This is a genomic window from Vicinamibacterales bacterium, assembly GCA_035699745.1.
Classification (GTDB): Bacteria; Acidobacteriota; Vicinamibacteria; order Vicinamibacterales; family 2-12-FULL-66-21; genus JAICSD01.
This window is the reverse complement of the sequence record DASSPH010000016.1, coordinates 57,237-78,200: the sequence shown is the minus strand read 5'-3', so window position 1 is coordinate 78,200 and position 20,964 is coordinate 57,237. Positions and strand designations below refer to the sequence as shown.

At 71.6% G+C, this 20,964-nt stretch carries 20 protein-coding genes; all 20 read right to left on the bottom strand.

All coding sequences use genetic code 11. The features are described 5' to 3' along the window. From VFK57_02885 to VFK57_02790, 20 genes are read right to left on the bottom strand one after another with little or no spacing between them, the layout of a single operon-like run. Entirely contained in the window at positions 1-603 is a 603-nt protein-coding gene (locus VFK57_02885) for a sugar transferase (GenBank protein HET7694626.1), read from the bottom strand. Further along, positions 600-1,682: a glycosyltransferase gene (locus VFK57_02880; protein HET7694625.1), complete on the bottom strand. Its 1,083-nt coding sequence runs from the start codon at positions 1,680-1,682 to the stop codon at positions 600-602. The genes VFK57_02885 and VFK57_02880 overlap by 4 nt, the downstream gene beginning before the upstream one ends. Next, a complete protein-coding gene (locus VFK57_02875; protein HET7694624.1) occupies positions 1,679-2,896 on the bottom strand; it encodes a glycosyltransferase family 1 protein in 1,218 nt (405 codons plus the stop codon). The genes VFK57_02880 and VFK57_02875 overlap by 4 nt, the downstream gene beginning before the upstream one ends. Continuing rightward, a complete protein-coding gene (locus VFK57_02870) occupies positions 2,893-3,741 on the bottom strand; it encodes an FkbM family methyltransferase (GenBank protein HET7694623.1) in 849 nt (282 codons plus the stop codon). Before VFK57_02870 ends, VFK57_02875 begins: the two co-directional genes overlap by 4 nt. Then, positions 3,738-4,871, bottom strand: a complete 1,134-nt coding sequence (locus VFK57_02865; protein ID HET7694622.1) for a glycosyltransferase family 4 protein — start codon at positions 4,869-4,871, stop codon at positions 3,738-3,740. Before VFK57_02865 ends, VFK57_02870 begins: the two co-directional genes overlap by 4 nt. Further along, the gene (locus tag VFK57_02860) at positions 4,868-5,821 is read right to left on the bottom strand and encodes a glycosyltransferase (GenBank protein HET7694621.1); all 954 of its coding nucleotides are present in this window, start codon (positions 5,819-5,821) and stop codon (positions 4,868-4,870) included. Before VFK57_02860 ends, VFK57_02865 begins: the two co-directional genes overlap by 4 nt. Further along, a complete protein-coding gene (locus VFK57_02855; protein ID HET7694620.1) occupies positions 5,818-6,966 on the bottom strand; it encodes a glycosyltransferase family 4 protein in 1,149 nt (382 codons plus the stop codon). Before VFK57_02855 ends, VFK57_02860 begins: the two co-directional genes overlap by 4 nt. Then, the gene (locus VFK57_02850) at positions 6,963-8,108 is read right to left on the bottom strand and encodes a glycosyltransferase family 4 protein (protein HET7694619.1); all 1,146 of its coding nucleotides are present in this window, start codon (positions 8,106-8,108) and stop codon (positions 6,963-6,965) included. Before VFK57_02850 ends, VFK57_02855 begins: the two co-directional genes overlap by 4 nt. Continuing rightward, the gene (locus tag VFK57_02845) at positions 8,105-9,271 is read right to left on the bottom strand and encodes a glycosyltransferase family 4 protein (GenBank protein ID HET7694618.1); all 1,167 of its coding nucleotides are present in this window, start codon (positions 9,269-9,271) and stop codon (positions 8,105-8,107) included. Before VFK57_02845 ends, VFK57_02850 begins: the two co-directional genes overlap by 4 nt. Further along, the gene (locus VFK57_02840) at positions 9,271-10,101 is read right to left on the bottom strand and encodes an FkbM family methyltransferase (GenBank protein ID HET7694617.1); all 831 of its coding nucleotides are present in this window, start codon (positions 10,099-10,101) and stop codon (positions 9,271-9,273) included. The genes VFK57_02845 and VFK57_02840 overlap by 1 nt, the downstream gene beginning before the upstream one ends. Further along, positions 10,098-11,633: a hypothetical protein gene (locus VFK57_02835; protein HET7694616.1), complete on the bottom strand. Its 1,536-nt coding sequence runs from the start codon at positions 11,631-11,633 to the stop codon at positions 10,098-10,100. Before VFK57_02835 ends, VFK57_02840 begins: the two co-directional genes overlap by 4 nt. Then, complete coding sequence (locus VFK57_02830; protein ID HET7694615.1) at positions 11,630-12,538, bottom strand: glycosyltransferase; 909 nt, start codon at positions 12,536-12,538, stop codon at positions 11,630-11,632. The genes VFK57_02835 and VFK57_02830 overlap by 4 nt, the downstream gene beginning before the upstream one ends. Beyond that, positions 12,522-13,457 (bottom strand): class I SAM-dependent methyltransferase, encoded by a 936-nt coding sequence (locus VFK57_02825; GenBank protein HET7694614.1) that lies wholly within the window; start codon positions 13,455-13,457, stop codon positions 12,522-12,524. The genes VFK57_02830 and VFK57_02825 overlap by 17 nt, the downstream gene beginning before the upstream one ends. After that, positions 13,454-14,590, bottom strand: coding sequence for a glycosyltransferase family 4 protein (locus tag VFK57_02820; GenBank protein HET7694613.1), 1,137 nt, complete (start codon positions 14,588-14,590; stop codon positions 13,454-13,456). The genes VFK57_02825 and VFK57_02820 overlap by 4 nt, the downstream gene beginning before the upstream one ends. Then, positions 14,587-15,954 (bottom strand): hypothetical protein, encoded by a 1,368-nt coding sequence (locus VFK57_02815; GenBank protein ID HET7694612.1) that lies wholly within the window; start codon positions 15,952-15,954, stop codon positions 14,587-14,589. Before VFK57_02815 ends, VFK57_02820 begins: the two co-directional genes overlap by 4 nt. Further along, the gene (locus VFK57_02810; GenBank protein ID HET7694611.1) at positions 15,951-17,171 is read right to left on the bottom strand and encodes a glycosyltransferase; all 1,221 of its coding nucleotides are present in this window, start codon (positions 17,169-17,171) and stop codon (positions 15,951-15,953) included. Before VFK57_02810 ends, VFK57_02815 begins: the two co-directional genes overlap by 4 nt. Further along, a complete protein-coding gene (locus VFK57_02805; GenBank protein ID HET7694610.1) occupies positions 17,153-17,830 on the bottom strand; it encodes a class I SAM-dependent methyltransferase in 678 nt (225 codons plus the stop codon). The genes VFK57_02810 and VFK57_02805 overlap by 19 nt, the downstream gene beginning before the upstream one ends. Then, positions 17,827-18,918 carry a glycosyltransferase family 4 protein gene (locus tag VFK57_02800; protein HET7694609.1) on the bottom strand — a complete coding sequence of 364 codons (1,092 nt, stop codon included), beginning with the start codon at positions 18,916-18,918 and terminating at the stop codon, positions 17,827-17,829. Before VFK57_02800 ends, VFK57_02805 begins: the two co-directional genes overlap by 4 nt. Continuing rightward, positions 18,918-19,748 carry a polysaccharide biosynthesis/export family protein gene (locus VFK57_02795; protein ID HET7694608.1) on the bottom strand — a complete coding sequence of 277 codons (831 nt, stop codon included), beginning with the start codon at positions 19,746-19,748 and terminating at the stop codon, positions 18,918-18,920. The genes VFK57_02800 and VFK57_02795 overlap by 1 nt, the downstream gene beginning before the upstream one ends. Next, positions 19,745-20,959, bottom strand: coding sequence for an outer membrane beta-barrel protein (locus tag VFK57_02790; protein HET7694607.1), 1,215 nt, complete (start codon positions 20,957-20,959; stop codon positions 19,745-19,747). The genes VFK57_02795 and VFK57_02790 overlap by 4 nt, the downstream gene beginning before the upstream one ends. Positions 20,960-20,964: the final 5 nt, after the last annotated feature.

Below are 20,964 nucleotides of genomic sequence, written 5' to 3'. Positions count from 1 at the left end.
TCAGAACTTGCGTCCGCGCACTTCCCATGTGCCATGCACGCTAATCCAAAACGACAGCAGAATCAATCGCACGTCGAGCGCGAACGAGCCGCGATTCACGTAGAGGCGATCGTAGCGGAACTTCTGCCGCCGCGGCAGATCGCGGCGGGCGTAGACCTGCGCGATGCCGGTGAGCCCGGGGCGGACTTTGATCCGGTGCTCGAAGCCGGGCACGTCCTCGAGCCGTGTCAAGCGGCCGCCCGAGTCCGCCTCGATCTCGCCGGGACGCAGCGCGCGCGGGCCGACGAAGCTCATGTCGCCGCGGAAGATGTTCCACAGCTGCGGCAGTTCGTCCATCGCCGTCGCCCGCATGAAGCGTCCGATGCCGGTGACCCGCGGATCGTGCGCCGTCGCCTGGACGGCGCCGGTCGCGGCCTCGGCGTCTGGCCGCATCGAGCGGAACTTCAGCGCGGTGAACGTTCGGCCGCCGAGACCGACGCGCTCCTGGGTGAAGAAGATCGGCCCGCCGTCTTCGAGCTTGATCGCCGCGGCAAACGCCGCCCACAGCGGCGCCGACAGGACGAGCCCGGCGCCGGCCAGCGCCATGTCGAACGCGCGCTTCACGCCGCCTCCGCGAAGAACGCGCGCAGCCGCTCGCGCAGGTGGCGCATCGTGAACGCCGCCTCCACCCGGGCCCGCCCCTCCCGGCCGAGCCGCGCGCGCAGCGGCGCGTCGTCCATCAGGCGGCGCATCCCGGCGCGCAGCGCGTCGGCATCCCCGGCCGGCACGATCAGTCCGGTCCGTTCGTGCTGGTTCACCCATGGCACGCCGCTCGGCAGATCCGTACTGATCACCGGCTTGCCGCTTGCCATCGCTTCCAGCTGCACGTAGCCGAACGCCTCCGCGCGCGACGTCGACGGCAGCACGAATGCCGTGCAGGCGGCGAAGAGCGCTCGCAGGTCGTCGTCAGAGACGTCGCCCGGGAAGCGTGCGTCCACGGCGAGGCTGCGCGCCAGCGCCTCCCAGGTTGCGCGCTGCGGGCCGTCGCCCGCGATCACTGCGCGGATTCCGGTCCCCTGAAGGGCTCGAAGCAGCACGTCCACCCCCTTGTAAGGGACGTGGCGCCCGGCGAACAGCACGAACGGCTCCGCGCGCGCGCCGTCAACGGCGCTCCCGGCGGTCCACCGCGACTCGTCGATGCCGAAGGGAATCACGCTGATGCGATCGCGATACGGCTCGAGCGCGGCGGCGTGCGCGGCGAGCGGCGGCGACGACACGACGAAACGCCGCGCGCGCGTGTAGGCCGGCCGCGCCACCGGCGCGTAGAACAACGCGTACTGCAGCGCCGGACGGACCACGTCGCTGTGATACCAGATGACCAGCGGGACCTTCGGCCTGGCGATGGCGTAGGACAGCAGCGCCCATGGATTGGGCTCGTGAAGGACGATCAGATCCGCCTCGGCGCGCCGCAGCTGCCGTTCGAGTCCCGGCGCGATGGGCACCGATCCGGCCCGCGCAATCACGCCCACCCGCGTCACGGGTACGCCGTTGACGACCTCGTCGACGGTGTGCGGCGCCTGGTTCAACGCCAGCACGCGGCTTTCGACGATCCCCTCGCTCGCGTCGCACAGCGTCTGAACGACGCGCTCCATGCCGCCGGAGGCTGGCGGGTAGAACTTGGCGACGTGCAGGATCCGCTTCATGTGGCGGCCCCGGATCGCGACCGCGCGCCCGATCGCGCGGCCACCGATCGATACACGTCGGCCACTGCTGAAGCGTACCGGGACCACGAGAATTGCGACGCGCGCACGACGCCTCGCGCCTTCCGCGCCTGCCACGCGTCAGGCGCTGTCTCGCGCTCCGCGATCAGCGCCAGAATCGCACCGCGCCAGGCCTCGATGTCGCCGACGGCGCAGTACTCCGCGGCATCGGCGCCGACCTCCCGCAGCGCTGGAATGTCGCTGGCGACCACCGGCGTGCCGCAGGCGAGCGCTTCGACGAGCGGCAGCCCGAAGCCCTCGCGCTCGGATGGCAGGAGCGCGACCGCGGCGCGGCGGTACACCGCGGCCAGGGTGGCGCGGTCCACGAATGGCAGAACCGTGATGGCCCCGGCGAGGCCCAGCTCGCGCACGCGCACGCGCTGCTCCGCCGTGAACGGGCCGCCGACGCGCACGAGCCGCGCCTCGGGCCGTGCCCGCCTCACCGCCGCGAAGACGTCGAGCAGCACGTCGATGCGTTTGCGCGAGATGGTGCTGCCGACGTGCAGCAGCTCGGTCGGATGCTTCGGACCGAGCAGCCGCGCCGCCTCGAAATCGGTCTGACCGTCGGCCGCGTCCCACCCCGTCGCGTCGGCGCCGTTGGGAATCACCGACAGCTGGTCGGCCGGGAATCCCGCGAGGGCGATCAGGCTCGCCCGCGTCGCTTCGCTGTCGCACGGGACGTGAGCCGCCGCCCGGAGACCCGACAGGATGCGCCGCGACATCCAGCGGAAGGTCGGCGACCGCCACTCGTCCTCGGGCTGCAGGATCGAGCGGAACGCGTCGACGTCGTGGCACGTCACGATCGTGCGGCCCGCGGGCAGGTCGTGAACGAGGTGCGCGTAGGTGTGATCGACGACGTGATACAGGTCGAAGGGGGGCAGCGCCCTGACCGCGCGGCGATAGTCCCACTGCCGCGCGACGAGGCGATCGATGATGTCGGCGCGCGCCGACGGGGGCAGCGCCAGGCGCGACAGCCGCCGCGGCATCCGCGGCCGGATCAACGCCGCCTGAATCGCCCCGCCGTGCGACTGGCTGAGGTGCGCCGCGAGCATGTCGGCGACCAGATCCATGCTCGGCCAGCCCTCTTCGAGGTAGTCGGCGACGATGGCGACACGCAGCGCCTGCCCGCCGGAGCCCTGGCGAACCGGGACGCTCATCTGGCCACCACCCGCACGATCGCCATCAGCGAGCGCCGCAGCCGCCACAGCGGCACCGCGCGGCCTCGCGTCGATTCGAACCGGTAGCCGATCGCCGCGAGGTCGTCGAGCAGCGCGCCGAGCGCGTCGCCGCGCCGCTCCAGCACGTCCAGGTGCAGCTCGAGGCAGATCGCCGGACGATGTGCCCGCAGCGTGGCGCGGGCGCCGCGCAGGACCTCCGCCTCCGCCCCTTCCACGTCAATCTTGAGAATCGCCGGCGCGAGCGCGCGCGTCCCGCAGAGATCGTCGACGGTCGTGAACGGCACCGCCTCCCCGCCGGCCTCGCCCGCCGGCTGCGCGAAGCCGAGCGGGTCGAGCACGATCCGTCGCGTGCCCGACCGTTCGCCGGCGCCCGCCACCAGCACGTCCGCTCGGCGCGATGCGTCGTTCGACGCCAGCAGTGCCGTCGCCGCCGCGGCGAGCGGCCTGGAAGGTTCGATCAGAACCGCCCGGTGCCGCGGATCGACCGCCAGGTGCACCAGCGAGAAGAGTCCTTTGTGCGCGCCGATATCGAGCAGCAGCGCATCGTGCGGAGCGCTGTGCGAAAGCCGCATGAACGCGGCCATCTCGTCGCGGCTGTCGGCGTTCTCGACGAAATGAAAGGCGAAGTCTGGCATTGCATCGGCCGGCAGCAGGAAACGCAGACGGTCGCCGATCGTGATCGCGGTCGTGCCATCGGCCTGAACGGTGCGCGTCAGATCGAACGCCGCTCCGCCGCCGGCATAGCCGAACCGCCGCCGCGCGAGCTGCGCGCGGACCGGCTGCGGCAGCCAGCCGGCCGCGAAGCGCGCCGCCTCGCGGATCACGCCAGCACCTCCTCGAACCAGGCCAGGTGCGCCCGCGCGATCGCCGGCCACGCGAACTGCTCGCGCGCGCGCGACAGACCCTTCTCCGCACGCCGACGGCACTCGAGCGGGTCGTCCAGCAGCGAGGCGATGGCCGCGGTCCACGCCTCGGCGTCCCCCTCGGGGAGCACGGTCCCGGCGTCCGCGATCACGTAGGGAATCTCTCCGCTGTCGCTGCCGACCACCGGCACGCCGCACGACATCGCTTCGACGAGCATGCGTCCGAACTGCTCCTTCCAGGAAGTCGTCGTCTGGCTCGGGGCGCACAACAACGTCATCGCGTTGAGCCACCGCGGCACGTCGCCGTGCTTCACGCCGGTGACGACCCGCACGCGCGACGGGTGCCTGTCGGCGAACGCCCGCAGCGCCGGTTCGAGCGATCCGCCGCCGACGAAGAGCGCCTGCCACGGAATGGCCAGCGCTTCCACCGCGCGGCAGAGCAGGTCGAGCCCCTTCTGCGGCTCGAACCGGCCGAGGAAGCCGACCACCCGCGCCGATTCCGGCCAGCCCAGCTCGCGCCGCGTCTGCGCGCCCGCGGCGGCGTCCGGACGAAACCTCCGGGTGTCGACACCGGGCGTGATGACGCGGGATGGCTTGCCGGCGTAACCGTCGCGCGAGCGCAGCGTCGCGTGCACCAGCTCGCCGAACGCGATCCATCCGTCAGCACGGGACATCGATTGGCGTTCGAACGACGAGAGCGGCCACGGATACGCCTTCGCGATGTTCTGGAACGTCGAGTACACGAGCCTTGCGGACGGCGGCGCCGCGGCGGCAATCTGCGCCCCGGCGGCGACGTACGGCTCTTCCCACGCGTGAACCAGATCCCACGTTCCGCCCATGGCCTCCCGCAAGGCGGCGTAGCGCATGAAATGCGCGCTTCGCCCGAACCGCACCGGCACCGTGCGCAGCTCCACCGCTTCGCCCTCGCCGGCGCGCGCCTCGATCGGACCGAGATCGCCGTGAAAGCGCCGCGGCGCGATGGCGACCACGTCCCATCCCCCTCGCGCCTGGACGGCGATCTCATGCGCGAGCCGCCGGTTCTCGGTCACGACGTAGGAATGACCGATCGTGAGCAGCCGGCGTTCCTTCATGACTGCGCGCCGCGCACGCCCGGCAGCGTCGCCGCGGGCCCGGCGTATGGCGGCGTGGAATCGCGCAGCCGCCGCCACTCTCCCAGCGTGCCCCAGCGGACCGGCCGCCGCTCGCGGCGGATGCCCGGCCATCGCGCCCACAGCTCGCGGACGATCCAGGCCAGTCCGTGCGGATCCCCGCCCGGAATGCCCGCAGCCATGCGACGGAAGTTCAGCAGGCGGATCGGGATGCTCACGATCGCGCGCGGCGCCGGCTCGTTGTAGAGCGCGTTGAGGCAGTCGTTGCGGATGACGTGGCGCACGTAGCTGCGCGGGTCGCGGTTCGCCCGGTCCGCGACATGAGCGACCGGCGCGTCCGGCAGGTACACCACACGCCAGCCGCGATCGAGCCAGCGGAGGCACAGCTCGCGCTCTTCGCCGTGGATGATGAACTCCTCGCGGAACCCTCCCGCCTCGAGCAGCCGATCCCGGCGGGCCAGGAAGGCGAACCCCACGAACGACGGCACATAACAGGCGCCCTCGCGCGGCGCGGGCTGCTGGGATGCGGGCAGGGGCGTCGCGTGCTCGTCCGCCTGCGCGAATGCAATCGCGGCGATCGAGTCGTCGGCATCCAGCAGCGCGGCGGCGCGCGCGATCGCATCCCTCTCGACCAGGAACGCGTCGTCGTCCAGGTTGAGCACGTAGGGGGTGGCGGCGCGGCGCACCACGAGGTTCCGGGCTGCGGAGACGCCGGTATGGACCGGCAGGCGGAGGACGTCGATCGGAATGCCCAGCGCGGCGGAGCGGCGATCCATCAGCTGCACGTCCACCGGCGGCTCCGATGCGTCGTCGACCACGATCACGCGGGCGATGCGGTCGGCGGCGAGCGCGAGCGATCGTATGCAGCGATCGAGTGCCGCAGCGCGATGGCGCGTGCCGATCGAGACGGTCACGTTCTGCGGCGCCGTCACGCCCCCCGTCCGTTCAGAGCCGCGCGATAGCAGGCGATCGTCCGCTCCGCGCAGGCGCGCCAGCTCAGGCCCGCAACCGCGGCACGCGCCGCGCTGCCGAGCCGACGGCGCAGCGCCGCGTCGCCGATCAACCGCTCAGCCGCCGCCGCGAGTGCCTCCGCGTCACGCGCCGGCACGACCAGCCCGTTCACGCCGTCGCGAACGACGCTGCTGCCGCATCCGACCGGCGTCGCGACCACCGCAAGACGTTGCGACATCGCTTCGATGAGCACGAGGCCGAAGCCTTCGTAGGTCGAGGGCCAGAGCAGCACGTCGTGCGTCCGCAGCGCGCGGATCACGTCCGCCTCCGGCGCGCGGTCGACGACGCGCACCAGGTGACGACTCCGGTCCGAGAACGCGCGCAACACTGCCGACGCGGGGACGCCCGGCCCGAGCACGGTCAGGCGCGGCTGCGGGAGCCGCGCGGCGATGCGATCGAAGGCCTGCACCAGATAGTGGATGCCTTTGACCTGATCCCACGAGCCGCAGAAGAGCAGCCCCTCGCCCCGCGGCGCGTCGGGCCCCGGATCGTCGTTCAGGAAGTGGTCCGACACGCCATGAGGGATCACGTCGATGCGATCGGGCTGCTGCCAACCGTGCGACAGGGCGTAGTCGCGATCGCGGTCGTTCAGGAGCAGCAGACGATCCGACAGGTGCGCGCCCGCGGCGACCTGCGACAACCGTGAGACCGGATACCACAGCCGGCGGAACCATGGTTTTCGGCTGAGGCCCTCGCGCGCATCCTCGAGCATGCGGCGGTAGTTCAGGTGCTCGAGTCCGTTCGAGCGGCAGACGTAGGCGACCTGCTTGTAGATCGCGAACTTCTTCAGGATGCCGAAGAAGAGGCCTTCGGCGCTCGCCGCGTCGACCACGTCGTAGCGTCCCGCTTCCAGGCGGCGAACGATCGCGTTGCCGGCATGCCACGGGGAAAGCACCTGGCGAACCTGGCGGAGCGACGGACCGCCGATCTCGGGCGCGAACATGATGTCGCAGTGATGGCCCAGCGCCTGGAATTCGGCCTGCAGCTTGTAGAACACCTTGGGGGATCCGAGCGTCTCGTCCGGCGGGTAGTCGCCCACGAGGAGAATCGACAACGCCCTGCTCACGCCTGCACCGTGAATGCCGCGGGGGCGCGCAGCTTCGCCACCGTCAGCTCCAGGGCGAACTGCGAGCGATACGCCTCCCCGCCGCGCCGCGCCTGCTCCGCGCGTGCCTGCCGATCGTCGAGCAGCCGCCGGATCTGCGCGATCGCAGCGTCCACGTCGCCGTTCTGTACGAGCGTCACCGCGCCCGTCTCACGCCAGACCGGCTCGGTGAGCGGTCCGGCGGTGGAGATCGTGGCAACCCCGTTCGCGAGACCCGCCATGACCGAGGTGCGCCTGGTCGTCACGCCGTCCGGATACGGCTGGAAGAGCACGTCGCACGCCGCGAGCGCAACCGCGACGTCAGCCGCAGTGAGTTCGCCGGTCGCGTGGACGCGCTCGGTGGAGGCCGGCACACGAACGGCCAGCTCGCGGGCGAACCCGTCGCTGCCGCGTCCGATCAGCATCGCGCGAACGTTGCCGTCCCGCTCGAACAGCGCCGGCAGTGCCGCCATCAGCTCGGCGCCCACGTGCTCGCCGAACGTGCCGAAGTGGCCGAGGACGCGCGCGCCGGGCGCGAAGCGGCGGCGGAACTCGTCGGCATCGGCGGCGCTGGCTCCGCAGGGAATCGTCGACGGAATCGGCAGCACCGTTGCGGTCTCGGCGGCGCCGTACGGCCCGAGATACTCGTGCCATTTCGCCGACGAGTAATACAGCTGCGTGGCGGCGCGCACCAGCACCGCCGCCATCACGCGCTGCGTGAGCGCCGCGACGTTGCGCCAGGGCCGGTTCGCGCTGAAATAGAAGTACGGCTCGTGGAACATCACGCGAATGTCGCGGCCGGCGTCCCGCTGATCGCCAAGCCAGCGGCAGAAGCCGACGTTCATGCCCCGCCGGCCGAGCGCGTTCGGCACGTACTGCAGTACGACGATTCCCGGCGACGCATCCCACGCGTCCGACAAGGTCGCGCGCGACGCGCTGCCGAACACGTCCGGCAGCGCGTGTACGCGCACCGGATCGGACGCCGGCTGCACCGGCCCGGGCACCCAGACGTCAACGCGGTCGCCCGCCTCTGCCAGCGCGCGTGCGAGTTGCGCGGTGTAATCCCCCACGCCTCCGCATGACGGCGGATACTCGCCGGTGAGCAGGTGCCAGGAAGCGCTCATGCCGCCGCTCGCTCCAGAACCGTCTCGAGGCGCGAGAGGTGCGCATCGGAACTCAGACGCGCCGCGACGGCTCGGGCGCCGTCCGCAAGGCGATCGCGCCGCGCCGGATCCCGCAGCAGCCCCGCGATGGCATTGGCCATTGCCGCAGTGTCACCCGCGTCGACCAGTCGGCCGTTGACATCGTCGGTCAGCCATTCGCGAATCCCGCCAACGTCGAAGGCGACGGCGGGAACGCCGCACGACGCCGCCTCGAGGCCGACGAGGCCGAACGGCTCGGGCCAGACACTCGGCACCGCCAGCATCTGCGAGCGGCCGAACAGCGATGTCCGCGTCGGGGTATCGATCCAGCCCGGGAGTTCTGCGTCGACGCCATCGAGGATCGCCGCGCGTTCACGGAGCGTCCGGCGAAGGGGGCCGTCCCCCGCGAGCACGACCGACACGCGCCGGCCGATCGCCTTCGCGGCGAGAGCCGCGGCGTCGAGCAGCAGCGCCGGCCCCTTGAGATCGGTCATCCGTCCGAGAAACAGCACGTCGAGGCGTGACTGCGACGGCGGCTGAGCCCGCTGCGGCGCGGCGAAGAGCGGAATCGCGTGAACGCGGTCCGGACTGACGCCGTGCCGCACGTATTCGTCCCGCATGTGGCCGCTGGCGACGACCATCGAACGGTACCGGGGGAACAGCGCACGCTGCCGCGCCGCCCAGCGATAGTTCGTCACCATCTCGCCAGGCCGCAGCCGTCCGCAGCGGCGAGGCGCGTAGTGCACCAGACATGCGGCACCGCAGAGCCGCCGGCACTGCTGCGGCGCGGGGAAGAGGAACGCCTTCTGCCCGCTGACGCAGGTGCCGAAGTATCCGTGCATCATCTTGACGAGGGGCGCGCACGTCATCAGCGCTTCGTCGACGGCGAGGTCGCGCATGTTGTGTGAGAAGCAGACGTCGGGGCGCCACACCGCCGCCGTCCGGATGGCAGCGGTGAGTCCGAGATCGGCGACACTCCATGACTCGCCGCACGCGATCGCCGTCGGGCCCACCTCGGCGGCGCTGTTCGCGAAGAGGAGGGCGACCTCATGTCCGCGCGCGCGCAGTCCGTCGGTGGCCGCCGCGAGGTAGCTCTCCACCCCGCCCGCGCCGCTCCGCGCCTCGTTGGCGATGAGGATCCGCATCAGCCTCGCCGCAGCCGGACGCAGACCCCTTCGGTGGTCCACGGGTCGAACGCCGGGTTCAGGGGTTCCACCCGAAGCCCCTGTGCGTCCAGCTCCCTTTCGATCGCCTGGCGGGTGACTCCCGCGGCGCGCCACGCGGCGGGGTGAAACTCGACGAATACGTGGAGACCGGGCAGCGCGAGCGTGTTGCGCGCGCCTCTCAGCACGTCCAGCTCCGCCCCTTCGACGTCGATCTTGATGACCGCGGGCAGCAGATCGTGCACGCGGCAGACGTGATCGACGGTCTCGGTTGCGACCTCGACGCGCGTTCCGCCGCGGACTGACGACAGCGCCAGCGAACTCGCGCCGCCGGAGGGATGAAGCGCGAACGCCGCGTGCCCGACCGTCGCCGCCACGGCGGCCCGAACGATGGTGACGCGATCGTCGAAGCCGTTGAGGGTCACGTGCGCACGCAATCCGTCGCACGCGTCGGGTGACGGCTCGAACGCGAAGACTCGTCCGGTCTCCCCCACCCAGTGCGCGAACATCAGCGTATACGCGCCGACGTTCGCGCCGACGTCGAGCACCGTGACGCCGCGGCGCACCACGCCGCGGAAGGCGTTGTACTCGTCCGGGTTCCAGCTCACGTGCCGGTAGCGCGCCGACAGCCGCACGCGCTCCCCTTCGGGCAGCACCGAGACGAGATGATCGCCGGGCAGATGGTCGAGAACGGCTTCGAACGCGCGTCTCAGCGCCGGCGGCGCGGAGGCGGCGCTGCCGCGGCGCAGGCGGCTGACGCTGCGCTCGATCCAGCTGCGCGATCGATAGCGGTCCGCGCGTCCCACGCTCACGGGTGCGCACCTCCCTGCGCGGCCCGCAGCGAGCGGGCCAGCCGTTCGTAGAGCGCGCGCACCGGACCGAACTCGATGTAGAGGGGCCGCATGTAGAAGAGCACCGCCGCGGCGAGAGCCGCGCCGGCTGCGATCGTCACCGGCAGCGGCGGCGTGCCCGCGAGCCGCTGCACCAGCAGCGCCACGATCAGCATCGGCGCGAAGCGAGCGGACCAGGGCACGAGCACGTCCGAGAGCAGCGAGATCTCGGTCGTTCCGGTCGCCTGGGCGAACGGTTTCCAGGCGAGCGCCGAGAACACCACGCCGTGGCTGATCACACCCGCGGCGACCACGCCGGCGATGCCGAACCGTGAGCCGAGCAGCCACGCGAGGCCGAGATGCAGCACGCCGCAGATCATCGAGGCGATGCCGATGGCAAGACGCCGCCCGAGCACGGACGGGATCACCGCGACGGCGTGCCCGAAGCTCATCGCCAGCGCGAGCGCCGCAATGAGGGCGTTCGCGGTCGCGCCGGCGAACATCGCCGGGCCCACCCACTCGCGCACGAACGCCGGGTTCACCGCGAGGACCACGCACGCCACCGCGCCGGCGAGCGCGAGGTAGACGCGGACCATCACGACCAGCGCGTCGCGCAGACGGCGCGCCTGCCCTTCCGCCGACAACTGCGCCAGGCCGATCAGGCCGTTGTCGCAGGGAATCCATGACAACTGCGTCATCGCCTGGCCAAGCTTGCTGGTGCAGGCCAAGGCCGCGACATCCGCGGGCCGGCCGAGCGCGGCGAGGACCAGGCTGTCGCTCGCGGCCACGAGCCGCCATCCCCAGCCCCCGATCCACGTCCCGAGCCCTTCGACGAACAGCTTGCGGATCTCGGCGAAGGACGGCCGCGGCCAGTCGCGCACGAGATCGGGCGCAATGCGGCCGACACGGATCGCCGCCGCGATGCCGGTGACGATGGGCGGCGCCGCGGCGGCAGCGGCGAGCGCGTAGAGGCCGTAGCCCGCCGCGAGCAGCGAAACAGAGATGACGAAGCCGATCACCCAGTGGGCCAGGCTGGCGAAGCCGTTGAACCGGACGTCCTGCAGCCCCGCGAGAACGGCGGTAAAGGCGCGCAACGGATGCGACAGGCACCCGCCGATCGCGACGATCAGCAGCGGCCCCTGCACGGCGAGGTGCTCGGCCTGGGCCAGCCGGACGATGCGCGGGAGCTGCGTCCAGAGAACCAGCGCCAGCGCGCCATAGAGCACCGCGCTGAGCGTTGCGGCCGCCGCGCCGGTGCTCACCAGCCGGCGCAGCCGCGCTCGATCCCCCGCACCGTCCGCCTGGGCGATCAACCACGGCAGCGTGACGAGCATCCCGAGTTCGGCGAGCCCGGCGTAGGCGAGCAGCTCTCCGGATGCGAGCCACAGTCCGTAGGCGCGCGCGCCGACGTGGTCCAGCGTGAACGGTACCAGCCACAGGCTGGCGATCACGCTGATGCCGACGTGCAGGTACGAGAACCCGGCCGCCAGCGACGCTCGGACGGTGCGGCTCACGCGGACCCTCGCAGCCGCGCCCCGGCGCGGCGGGCCATCGCGCGCGCCGTGGCGATCCAGCCGGACGGGGTCGCCTTGCGCAGCCACGTCCGCCGCGGCCGCGCATGCGCGCGCGCGATCGTGGCGTCCCACCGCTGGTGAAACAGCCGGCCGTTGCGCAGCACGGCAGCCTTGTACTTCTCGGACGGCGTGCCGATCGTGGTGCTGCCGAGATGCCGGTACGCGCCGGCGCGCTCGTAGCCGAACGTCGCCACCCGCCAGCCCGCCTCGCGAATGCGGAACGCGAGATCGGACTCGTCCCACTCGGTCGGACGGAACGCCTCGTCGAGAACGCCGACCCGTTCGACGCAGGCCCGGCGCACCACCCACGGGCGGATGACGGCGTCGATCTCCTGCAGCCGGATCCAGTTCAATGGCGCGCGTCCGATCGTGCTCTCGAGGCGCCGCGGATCGATCAGGTCCTCCCATCGCTCGAGCGGATCGCCGCATGGACGGCAGTTCAGCCCGCGGCTCAGCGCCAGCATGCCGAGGTCGGGATACGCCTCGAACACCGCGAGCAGCTCCGGAACGAACCAGTCGGCCTGCAGGAACATGTCGTCCTGCCACGCCGCGATCAGCGGCGCGCGCGCCAGCGCGATGCCGCGGTTCGTGCACCGCAGCTCGTGGGCGTCGTCTTCGTGGACCCAGCGCAGGTGGCGCGCGCCCCAGGGTGTCGCGGCGGCGCGTTCGAGAGAGGCCGCGGTACCGTCGCGGCAGCCGTCCTCGATCACGATCACCTCGACGCGATCGCCGCCGAACCGCTGCCACGACTCGAGCGCGCGGCGCAGCACCGCCTCGTTGTTGAACGTCGGCATCACGACCGACAGCGCCGGCGCGGCGATGCGCAGCTCAGTCGCGGCGGGCATAGGCCTGCAGATTGAAGGCGAGCGGTGAATGGGTGCCGCCGGGAAGCGCGGCCGCGGCGCGATAGGCGAGCGTACGTGTCAGCCGATCGAGGCGCGACGCCGGCGCCTCGCCCTCGGGCATTTCCGGCGGCGCGACGAACACGTCCGCGCCGCCGAACCCTTCGCGCGCCAGCGCCGCGCGAAGCGACGACGGCCCGAAATGATTCACATGGACCAGGTTGTCGGCCAGCGCCGGCTGGTATCCGGGCCGCAGCCAGGCGCGCGCCCGCTCTTTGAGGCGTTGTATCGGCGCGTTGGGCACCTTCACGGCGATCCATCCGCCAGGGGCGAGCAGCGCGTGCGCGCGGCGCAATGCGGAGCGGGGATCGGGAATGTGCTCGAGCACGTCGGTCATCGTGACGGCGTCGTACGAACCGTCGTGGCCCGACCAGGTGTAGAGATTCCCCTGATGCACGCGGCCGCCGGTGGCCGCCGCCGCGTATGCGGCCGTGCGCGGGTTCAGTTCGAGCCCCTCCGCGTCCCAGCCGCGGGCGCGGGCGCGGGCGATGAAGCGGCCGGCATGCGCGCCGATGTCGAGCAGGCGGCGCCTGCCGCCGGGAACACGCCGCTCGAGCTGCACCAGGACGGCGTCGAATATCCGATCCTTGTACGGCGCGCGGTGCTCCCGCTCGACCCAGTCGGCGGACCAGTGCTGGTCGTACATGCGATCGAAATACCGCGGCAGCGCGGGCAGGCTGGCCGGCTGGGCAAAGCCGCAGGCGTGACAGCGCACGATGGCGACGCGGTGGCCGGAATACGCCGCGAGCTCGGGATCCTGCTGCCGGTACGCCGAGAACTCGAGGCGCGCGTCGTGCACCCGCGCGAGCCGCGCGCCGCCGCACACCCAGCACGCGGCCACGGGCGTCAGCGCCGCCGTCACGCCGCCGCTCCTTCGACGAGCGCGGCGATCTCCCCGGCCATCGTGTCCCACGAACGCGACCGCAGCGAGGCCGCAAAGGGCTCGCTGCGCGCCCGCCAGGCATCGGCCGACGAGTGCCAGCGCCACAGCGCCTCGGCAACGGATGCCGCGTCGACGTCCCCCTCGATCAACAGATCGCGCAGCTCCGCCGGGTAGCGCTCCGCGATTCCCGCGGAGCCGGTCACGATCGCCGGCACTCCCCGGCAGATCGCTTCGTGCACGCCCAGTCCGTACGCTTCGTAGCGCGCCGGATGCACCAGCACGTCGGCGGCGGCGATGACGTCGGCCACGTCGGGGCGGAAGCCAAGGAACCGCATGCGCCCGGGGGCAAAGGTTCGAGACGCCCGGCGCTCCCAGCCGGCGCGTTCGGCGCCGATGCCGGCGACGAGCAGATCCACATCCCATCGCGGATCGGCGGCGGCCATTCGCCAGGCCTCGAACAGCGCATCGAAGCCCTTGCGGCGATCGCCGAGCGCGCCGATGAACAGCGCGATGCGGCGGTCCGGCGCGAGGCCGAGTGCCGTGCGCGCGGCGCTGCGTTCCGCCGCGGTGGCGGCGCCGAACAGCGCACCGTCGATGCCGTAATACACGACGCGCAGGCGCGACTCGGCGACCCGATAGAACCGGTGGACGTCGGCGGCGGTGCGGCGGCTGTTGCAGATCACGAGCGAGGCGCGGCTCAGGACGGCGCGCTCGCGCGACATGTAGTAGCGGCGGCCGACGGAGCTCGACATCCGGCTGCGCAGCGACGCGGTGGCGCGCGACTGGTAGGCGGCGTGGAGGTAGTGAATCCAGGTGGCGGGCCCCGGCGCATTGCCGCCGTTCACGAGCACGTGCGCCGCCGGGCCGAGCGTGCCGCGCTGCCGCTTCGCCTCGCCGGCCAGGAGCGGCGCGCCGGCAAGATGCGCCCCGAGCGGCCGCGGCACCGTGTGCACGTGCACGTTCGGCAGAGTGGCGAGATCGTCCGAGACACGATGGGCGACGAGATGGACTTCATCGCCGCGGAGCGCCAGATGACGGGCCTGCGCATGGTTGGCGCGATCCATCCCGCCCAGGGTGGTGAAGTCGCCGGACGTCATCAGCCACCGGCTCACGCGCCCTCCGTCCCGTGCGAGACCGCGACGCCGTGCAGCGCCCCGGCGAGAAACCAGTACTGAATGCCGATCTGCGTGACGAACGGCGTGAAGCTGAAGATCAGCACCGCCGTCCCGAGATTGGCGCTCAACACCGCCGCGGCGCAGGTGTTCAGGCGCGGGTAGGTCTCGATCATCGCGACCTTCCACTGCGTCATCGCGGTGACGGCCAATGCGCCGCAATACAGCGCGATCATCAGGATGCCGCCGTCGATCATCCAGCCGGTGAACTGGATCTCCGCCCAGAGCGGCTGCGACAACTGCGTGAACTCGCCGAAGTACGCCGCCGCCATCCCCCAGCGCCCCACGCCTGCGCCGAGCGGATGCTCGTAGAGCATCTCGGTGAACGTCATCGACAGCTGCACGCCGCGCGCGCTCTGGTACACCGCGAGGGGATCGCCGCCGAGGAGCGTCATGACGCGATCGCGGATCACCGGTCCGCCCAGCGCCAGCGCGGTGACGAATCCGCCGAGCACGATCGCGCCGGCAAGGATGCCGAACTGCGAGGCGCGTCCCAGGCGGCCCTGCCGAAAGGAGGTGAACGTGTAGACGCCCATCATCAGCACCGTCATGACGAGGCTGATCCGCACCTGGCTCAGATAAATGGCGGCAAGCCCGGCGAAGGCGAACGTGAACGCCGTCAGCCGCTTCCATGCGGCGATGCCGCTGACCGCGAACACCAGGCCCAGCAGCGCCGCCGACATCGCCGGCCCCGCCACCGCGCCCGGGGTGTCGAACAGACCCGGAGGACGCAGCAGCCGCTCGCCGTTGCGGCCGATGAACGTGACCGAGCCCATGGCCACTTCGTTGCCGGTGATGACGCGGGAGAACTCGGCCGGCAGGAACCGTGGATCGTAGACCTGCAGCACCCCCACGAGCGCGTTGCAGCCCGAACAGACCAACAGGATCCACAGGATGCGCGCCAGATGGTCCGGCGTGCGGATGAAGACCGGCGCCCAGAACAGCGGCGCCATGACCGAGAAATACACCGCGATCTGCGCGAAGCCGCCGCCGAGCGACGGCGTCAGCGGATGGAACAGCATGATGGCAAGCAGCGCCATCACCGCCGCGACCCAGCTCTGCGCCTTCGACGCGCGCACCTGCACTTTCGAGTCCGCCAGCCACCACACGAACGCCGCGAGACTGATCGCGAACGCGGCAGTCCGGATCGGCAGACGGAACGCCTGCGTCCCCGGCAGGAACAGCAGCGCCGGCAGCGCGGTCTGACTGATGATGAAGAACTCGGGAAAACCCCACGGAATCGCCGCCGGCGCGGAACGCTGGCGCGCAGCGGTTACCGGCACGGTCTGCGCGGGAAACGTCATGCGCCCGCCCCGGCCGGCGCAAGCGCCACCGATTCGTAGACCCGCGCGAACCCGGCGGCGAACGTCTCGGCGTCGAACCTGGCCAGCGCCGCGGCGCGCGCCGCGGCACCGAGCCGCCGCCGCAGTGCCGTGTCACTCGCGAGTGCGGCGAGCGCCCGCGCCAACTCCTCCGCATCCCCCGGCCGGTGCGCGAGGGCCGTCGCGCCGACGTCCACGATCTCCGCCGCGCCGCCGGCGTCGCTCACAATGACGGCGCAGCCGCAGGCCATCGCCTCGGCAATCGCCAGCCCGAAGGGCTCCGGTTGTGTGCTCGCATGGACGACGATGTCGAGCGCGCGCAGCACCGGCGCGGTGTGCGGCACGAATCCGGTGAACGCCACGCGATCGCCGAGGCCGGCATCCGCGGTCATCCGGCGCAGCTCCTCGAGCGAATACTGGCTGCCGGCCGTGTCGTACACCGCGCCGCCGACGATGTAGGCGCGGATCGGCAGCGACCGATCGAGCCGCGCCAGCGCCTGCAGGAAGACGTCGTGCCCCTTCCACCGCCCGAATGTCGCCACGAGGCCGACGCGCAGCGTGTCCGGCGGCGCGGCCGGCCACCCGGCGAGGCCGTCCAGGTCGGCGCGATCCGCGGGATCCGGCGACGGGGAGAACTCGCGCAGATCGATGCCGTTGTAGATCGTCTCGATGCGCAAGTCGCCGCCGATCGCTTCCGCCAGATCGCACGCGACGCTTCGCGAATTGGCGACCGCGGCGGCGACCCGCCCGGCCGACCGGCGCAGCAGCGTCCGCGACAGCGGGCGCGGCGTCACGTACTCGTGGATGTGCCAGATGAGCGGCATCCGCCGCGTATGCGCCCAGGCCGCGAGCACGTGATGCTTCAACCCGTTCGAGTGGATCACATCGGTGCCGAGGGTCTCGAGGAGACGCCGCAGCGCCCGCGCGTAGCCGGCCGCGGCGCCAACCGCCCGCGGCAGCGCCGCGCCGCGCGCGCCGAGGCCGCCCGACTCGCCGAAGCGCGCCAGCGCTGCCGGCATCGGGAGCAGCACGGCGGATGCACCTGCGTCTCGTGCCTGCACCGCCAACGGCCCCTCGCGCGGCAGCACCACGTCGAACGACCAGTGCGGCCGGAGACGGCGCAGCGCCCGCAGCAGCTCGACGAGACTGCGCTCCGAGCCGCCCATCTCCGCCGAGACGGTCAGGAACGCGATGCGCATCGGCGTCCGATCATGGCCAGATTGTCCGAGAACCAGCGCGGGGCGGCGGCCGCAATGGCGGCCGGATAGTGGAACCGCGTCAGCGGCAGCCGCCCGCGGCGCGAATAAGCGACGGCCACCTCGCCGAGCCCGCACTCGGCGGCGATGCGGCGAAGATCGATCTCCAGCAGCGCGGTGCGATGCGCGGGATAGTCACGCTCCTGGAACGCCGAGAACCGTCCCTTCACGATCAGGGTCAGCAGGCTGAGCGCGCTCAACTGGTTCGGGGTGGTCAGCGCGACCCAGCCGCCGGGTTTCGTGATTCGCGCCAGCTCGCGCACGAACGCGCGGGGATTCTCGAGATGTTCGATCACTTCCACCGCCACCGCGACGTCGACCGATGCATCGTCGAGCGGGAGCCGTTCGGCGTCCAGATCGGCTCGCACGAACGTGACGTCCGGCGGCAGGCCGTCGTAGCGAACGGCGTCGATCCCGACAATCGACTCGAAGCTTCCGCCCATTTCACGCGCGAGATCGCCCGTTCCGCAGCCGACGTCCGCCAGGACGCCGCGCGCCCCGCGCGCGCGGAGGAGCGCAGCCACCGTCGCATGGATGGCGCGATGGGCGCGGCCAAGCGATTGCCTGGCACGCGCCTCGACGTCCGCGGCGACGGCGGTCACGCCGCCGCCCATGGCCTTGCCGCCGTCAGCGCGGCCTCGAGCGAGGCGACCTGCCGCGCCGGATCGCACAACTCGCGCGCCCGCGCCGGACCCGCCGAGCCGAGCGCCGCCCGGCGTTCGCGGCTCGCGGTCAATTCCGCGAGCGCGGCGCGCAGCGCGTCGACGTCGCCCGGTGGCACCAGCACGCCGCACGCCGGCGTGACGATCTCGCGCGCACCGCCGGCATCGCTGGTGACCACGGGGAGACCGGCATGGAGCGCCTCGACGAACGCGAGGCCGAACGGTTCGGGGGCGGAGTTGGGCTGGCAGTGAATGTCTGCCGCGGCGAGCAGATTCGCGACGTCGGTGCGCTCGCCGAGAAACCGGACGCGGTCCCCCAGCCCGGGGGAGGCGCTCAGCTCGCGCAGCTCCGCTTCGTATTCCTGCTCGTGGGGCCGCTGCGGTCCGCCTGCGATCCACAGCATCCAGTTCCCCTCGAGCGCCGTGAGCGCGCGCAACAGCTCGACGTGCCCCTTCCAGCGCTCGAAGCGGCAGGTCATGACGATCACTGCGGTGTCGTCGGTCGCGCCAAGGCGCGCGCGCATCTCCCAGCGCGGAAACGTGGGGACGGGGGGAGCCACTGGCGCGTAGACGACCTCCCTGGGGCTGTCGGGAAGCCACGCGGCGAGCGCCGCGGCGGTGTAGCGGCTGTTGCAGATCACCAGCGACGGCGCGCGTTCGGCGACGCGGCGCTCGGTCCAGTGATCGCCGCGCTGTGCGTCGTGCGCCCACAGGACCGGCGGCGTGTCGAGGACCGGCGACGCGATCGCATACGGCCACGGCGAATGACACACGACGGCGTCGTATTTCGTGCCGCGCAGCAGCGCCCCCAGGCGGCGCCGCGCCAGCCAGACCGACAGCGGACGTCTGAACCGCACCTCGCCGATCGCATGTCGGCGCGCCCCGGCGGCATCCAGCTCGCGCGACAGCCGTCCCTCGAACGACACCGCGAACTCGTGGCGCGCCCCCGGCGCGGCGCGGGCGATCTCGACGAGCATCCGTTCGACGCCGCCATACAGGTTGCCGGCGGCGACGTGAAGCACCCGCATCAGATTCGCTTGCGCGGAACGGTGATGATGTCGCCGGGCTTCACCATCTCGCTCATCTTCACGTTCTTGAGCGGCTTGGCCTCGCCGGCGCGCTGGATCTCGATCCGGTTCGTCGCTCCCTGCTCGGTCGCGCCCCCCGCGATCGCGAGCGCCTGGAGCACGCTGATGTCGCCGTCCAGCTCGAACACCCCGGGGGATCGCACGTAGCCGGTGACCGTGAACTTCTCCGCTTCCGGCACGCTGATCGTGTCGCCGTCCTGCAGGACGATGGTCTGGGCGCTGCCGAGCTCGAGCTCCTTCCGGTTCACTTTGATCGTCTCGGCGTTCGGTGCGTTCGCCGCCGGGCCGCTCGCGCGCGATCCCCTGGGCCGGCGCGTGATGGTGATCACCGAGCCCGACTTGGTGCTGAAGCCCACCTCGGCGAGCACGCTCATCAGCGTCGCGTTGCCGGCGATCCTGATGGAACCGGGCCTGACCACCGCGCCGAGCACGTAGACGACCTGCGATCGAAACGCCTTCACGTCGACGTTGACGACCGGGTTCACCAGGTAACGCGGTGACAGCCGGCTCTTGATCTCCGCTTCGATCGCGCGCACGCCCTTGCCCGCCGCGCTGATCCGCCCGATGTACGGGAAGTCGAAGGTGCCGTCCTGATCGACGATCACGTCGCGCGTCAGCTCGGCGACCCCCTGCACGGACACCGCCAGCAGATCCTGCGGTCCGACGATGTACTCGGGCGGCGATGAGGGCGGCGGCGCGGTGGCGGGCGGCGCCGCCGGCTGTTGAACGTACGGCAGCGCGACGAGCAGCGCGGCGAGAAGCGTCTTCATATCTGTTTACCCCACGTCACGGACGCAAAGATGCGCCGGTTCCGATACTCGCGGTCGAGAGAAAGCTCGGAGTCGCGCCCGGACCATTCCGCGTTGATCCCGAGGCGGAGTTGATCGCGCAGACGGTAGCCGAGCCCGCCGCCGTAGGTGCTGAACGTGTCGTTGCCCGGCTGCGCGACCGCCGATGGCCCCTGCACGCCGCGGTAGTCCAGCGACTGCCATCCGCCGATCAGCCGCAGATCGAACGGACCGGCGAGCTGGCTGGTCACGGTCACGTTGCCGCCGGTGGCGAGGTAATACGGCGTCGCCCGCTCGTACGAATATCGCAGGTCGCGCGCGAAGATCATCTCCAGCCGATGCCGGCTCCACAGCGTGGTGCCGACCGTGGCGGTGGCGACGAGCCCGGCATAGTCGGCGAGGGCGCGGTTGCGCGGCGAGAACCTGCGGTAGCCGAGCGCGATCGAGCCGTTCAGGACCGCTTCGGGACTGAACGTGAACGACGGCGTGATGCGGAGCGAATCCGAATCGCGCTCGCCGGCGGCCCGGAAGCGCTGCTGCTCGTGGGAGACCGTCAGCACGAACGACGTGAAGGGCGTGAGCTGCAGCCCCGCCGACGCGTCGACGGCGTCGAGATCGCTGTCGAAGCTGGCCGCCAGATCTTCACCGCGGAACGTGCCTTCGTCGAAGCGCAGGCGCGTCGTCCGGCCCGCGGCGCCGAGCGTCAGCCGGGTGCCGACCCGGACGCCGACGCCGCCGCCGTAGACGCGTTCGCGGCGCCGGGCGCGAATGTCGACTTCCTGATTGAGCCGCTGGCGGGTGTTGGTGCCGCTGGCCATCACGTACGGGTGGAGCCACCGGAGCGCGAGATCCGCGCGGACGGCAGACGACACGTTCGTGGAGCGCTCGCTCTCGTAGGTGCGGTAGTAGACGTATTCGGTCGACGCGACGTACGAGACGCGGAGCGCGCGCGGCTTGAACAGCACCTCGGCGCGCGGCAGCAGCGTGAAGGTGAAGTCCCCTTTCGGATCGTCGCGCTCGTTGAAGACGTTCTCATCGCGTCCCAGCTCCCGCAGCATCAGTGTCGGGCTGATGCCGAACGGGCCCGCCTGGATGAGCGGCGTGTCCGGGTCGGGCGGCGGCGTGATCTGCGCGGCTGCGGGCGGCGCCGCGGCGGCGGTGAAGAGGACGGCCAGCAGCAGGCGTCGAAACATGTCGC

What these genes read in the sequence shown, in the direction of transcription:
- VFK57_02790 (HET7694607.1), bottom strand. Translation starts at nt 20,959, where the DNA reads ATGTTTCGACGCCTGCTGCTGGCCGTCCTCTTCACCGCCGCCGCGGCG.
- VFK57_02830 (HET7694615.1), bottom strand. Translation starts at nt 12,538, where the DNA reads ATGCCCGCCGCGACTGAGCTGCGCATCGCCGCGCCGGCGCTGTCGGTC.
- VFK57_02865 (HET7694622.1), bottom strand. Translation starts at nt 4,871, where the DNA reads ATGAAGGAACGCCGGCTGCTCACGATCGGTCATTCCTACGTCGTGACC.
- VFK57_02845 (HET7694618.1), bottom strand. Translation starts at nt 9,271, where the DNA reads ATGCGGATCCTCATCGCCAACGAGGCGCGGAGCGGCGCGGGCGGGGTG.
- VFK57_02875 (HET7694624.1), bottom strand. Translation starts at nt 2,896, where the DNA reads ATGAGCGTCCCGGTTCGCCAGGGCTCCGGCGGGCAGGCGCTGCGTGTC.
- VFK57_02795 (HET7694608.1), bottom strand. Translation starts at nt 19,748, where the DNA reads ATGAAGACGCTTCTCGCCGCGCTGCTCGTCGCGCTGCCGTACGTTCAA.
- VFK57_02800 (HET7694609.1), bottom strand. Translation starts at nt 18,918, where the DNA reads ATGCGGGTGCTTCACGTCGCCGCCGGCAACCTGTATGGCGGCGTCGAA.
- VFK57_02880 (HET7694625.1), bottom strand. Translation starts at nt 1,682, where the DNA reads ATGAAGCGGATCCTGCACGTCGCCAAGTTCTACCCGCCAGCCTCCGGC.
- VFK57_02815 (HET7694612.1), bottom strand. Translation starts at nt 15,954, where the DNA reads ATGACGTTTCCCGCGCAGACCGTGCCGGTAACCGCTGCGCGCCAGCGT.
- VFK57_02810 (HET7694611.1), bottom strand. Translation starts at nt 17,171, where the DNA reads ATGCGCATCGCGTTCCTGACCGTCTCGGCGGAGATGGGCGGCTCGGAG.
- VFK57_02850 (HET7694619.1), bottom strand. Translation starts at nt 8,108, where the DNA reads ATGAGCGCTTCCTGGCACCTGCTCACCGGCGAGTATCCGCCGTCATGC.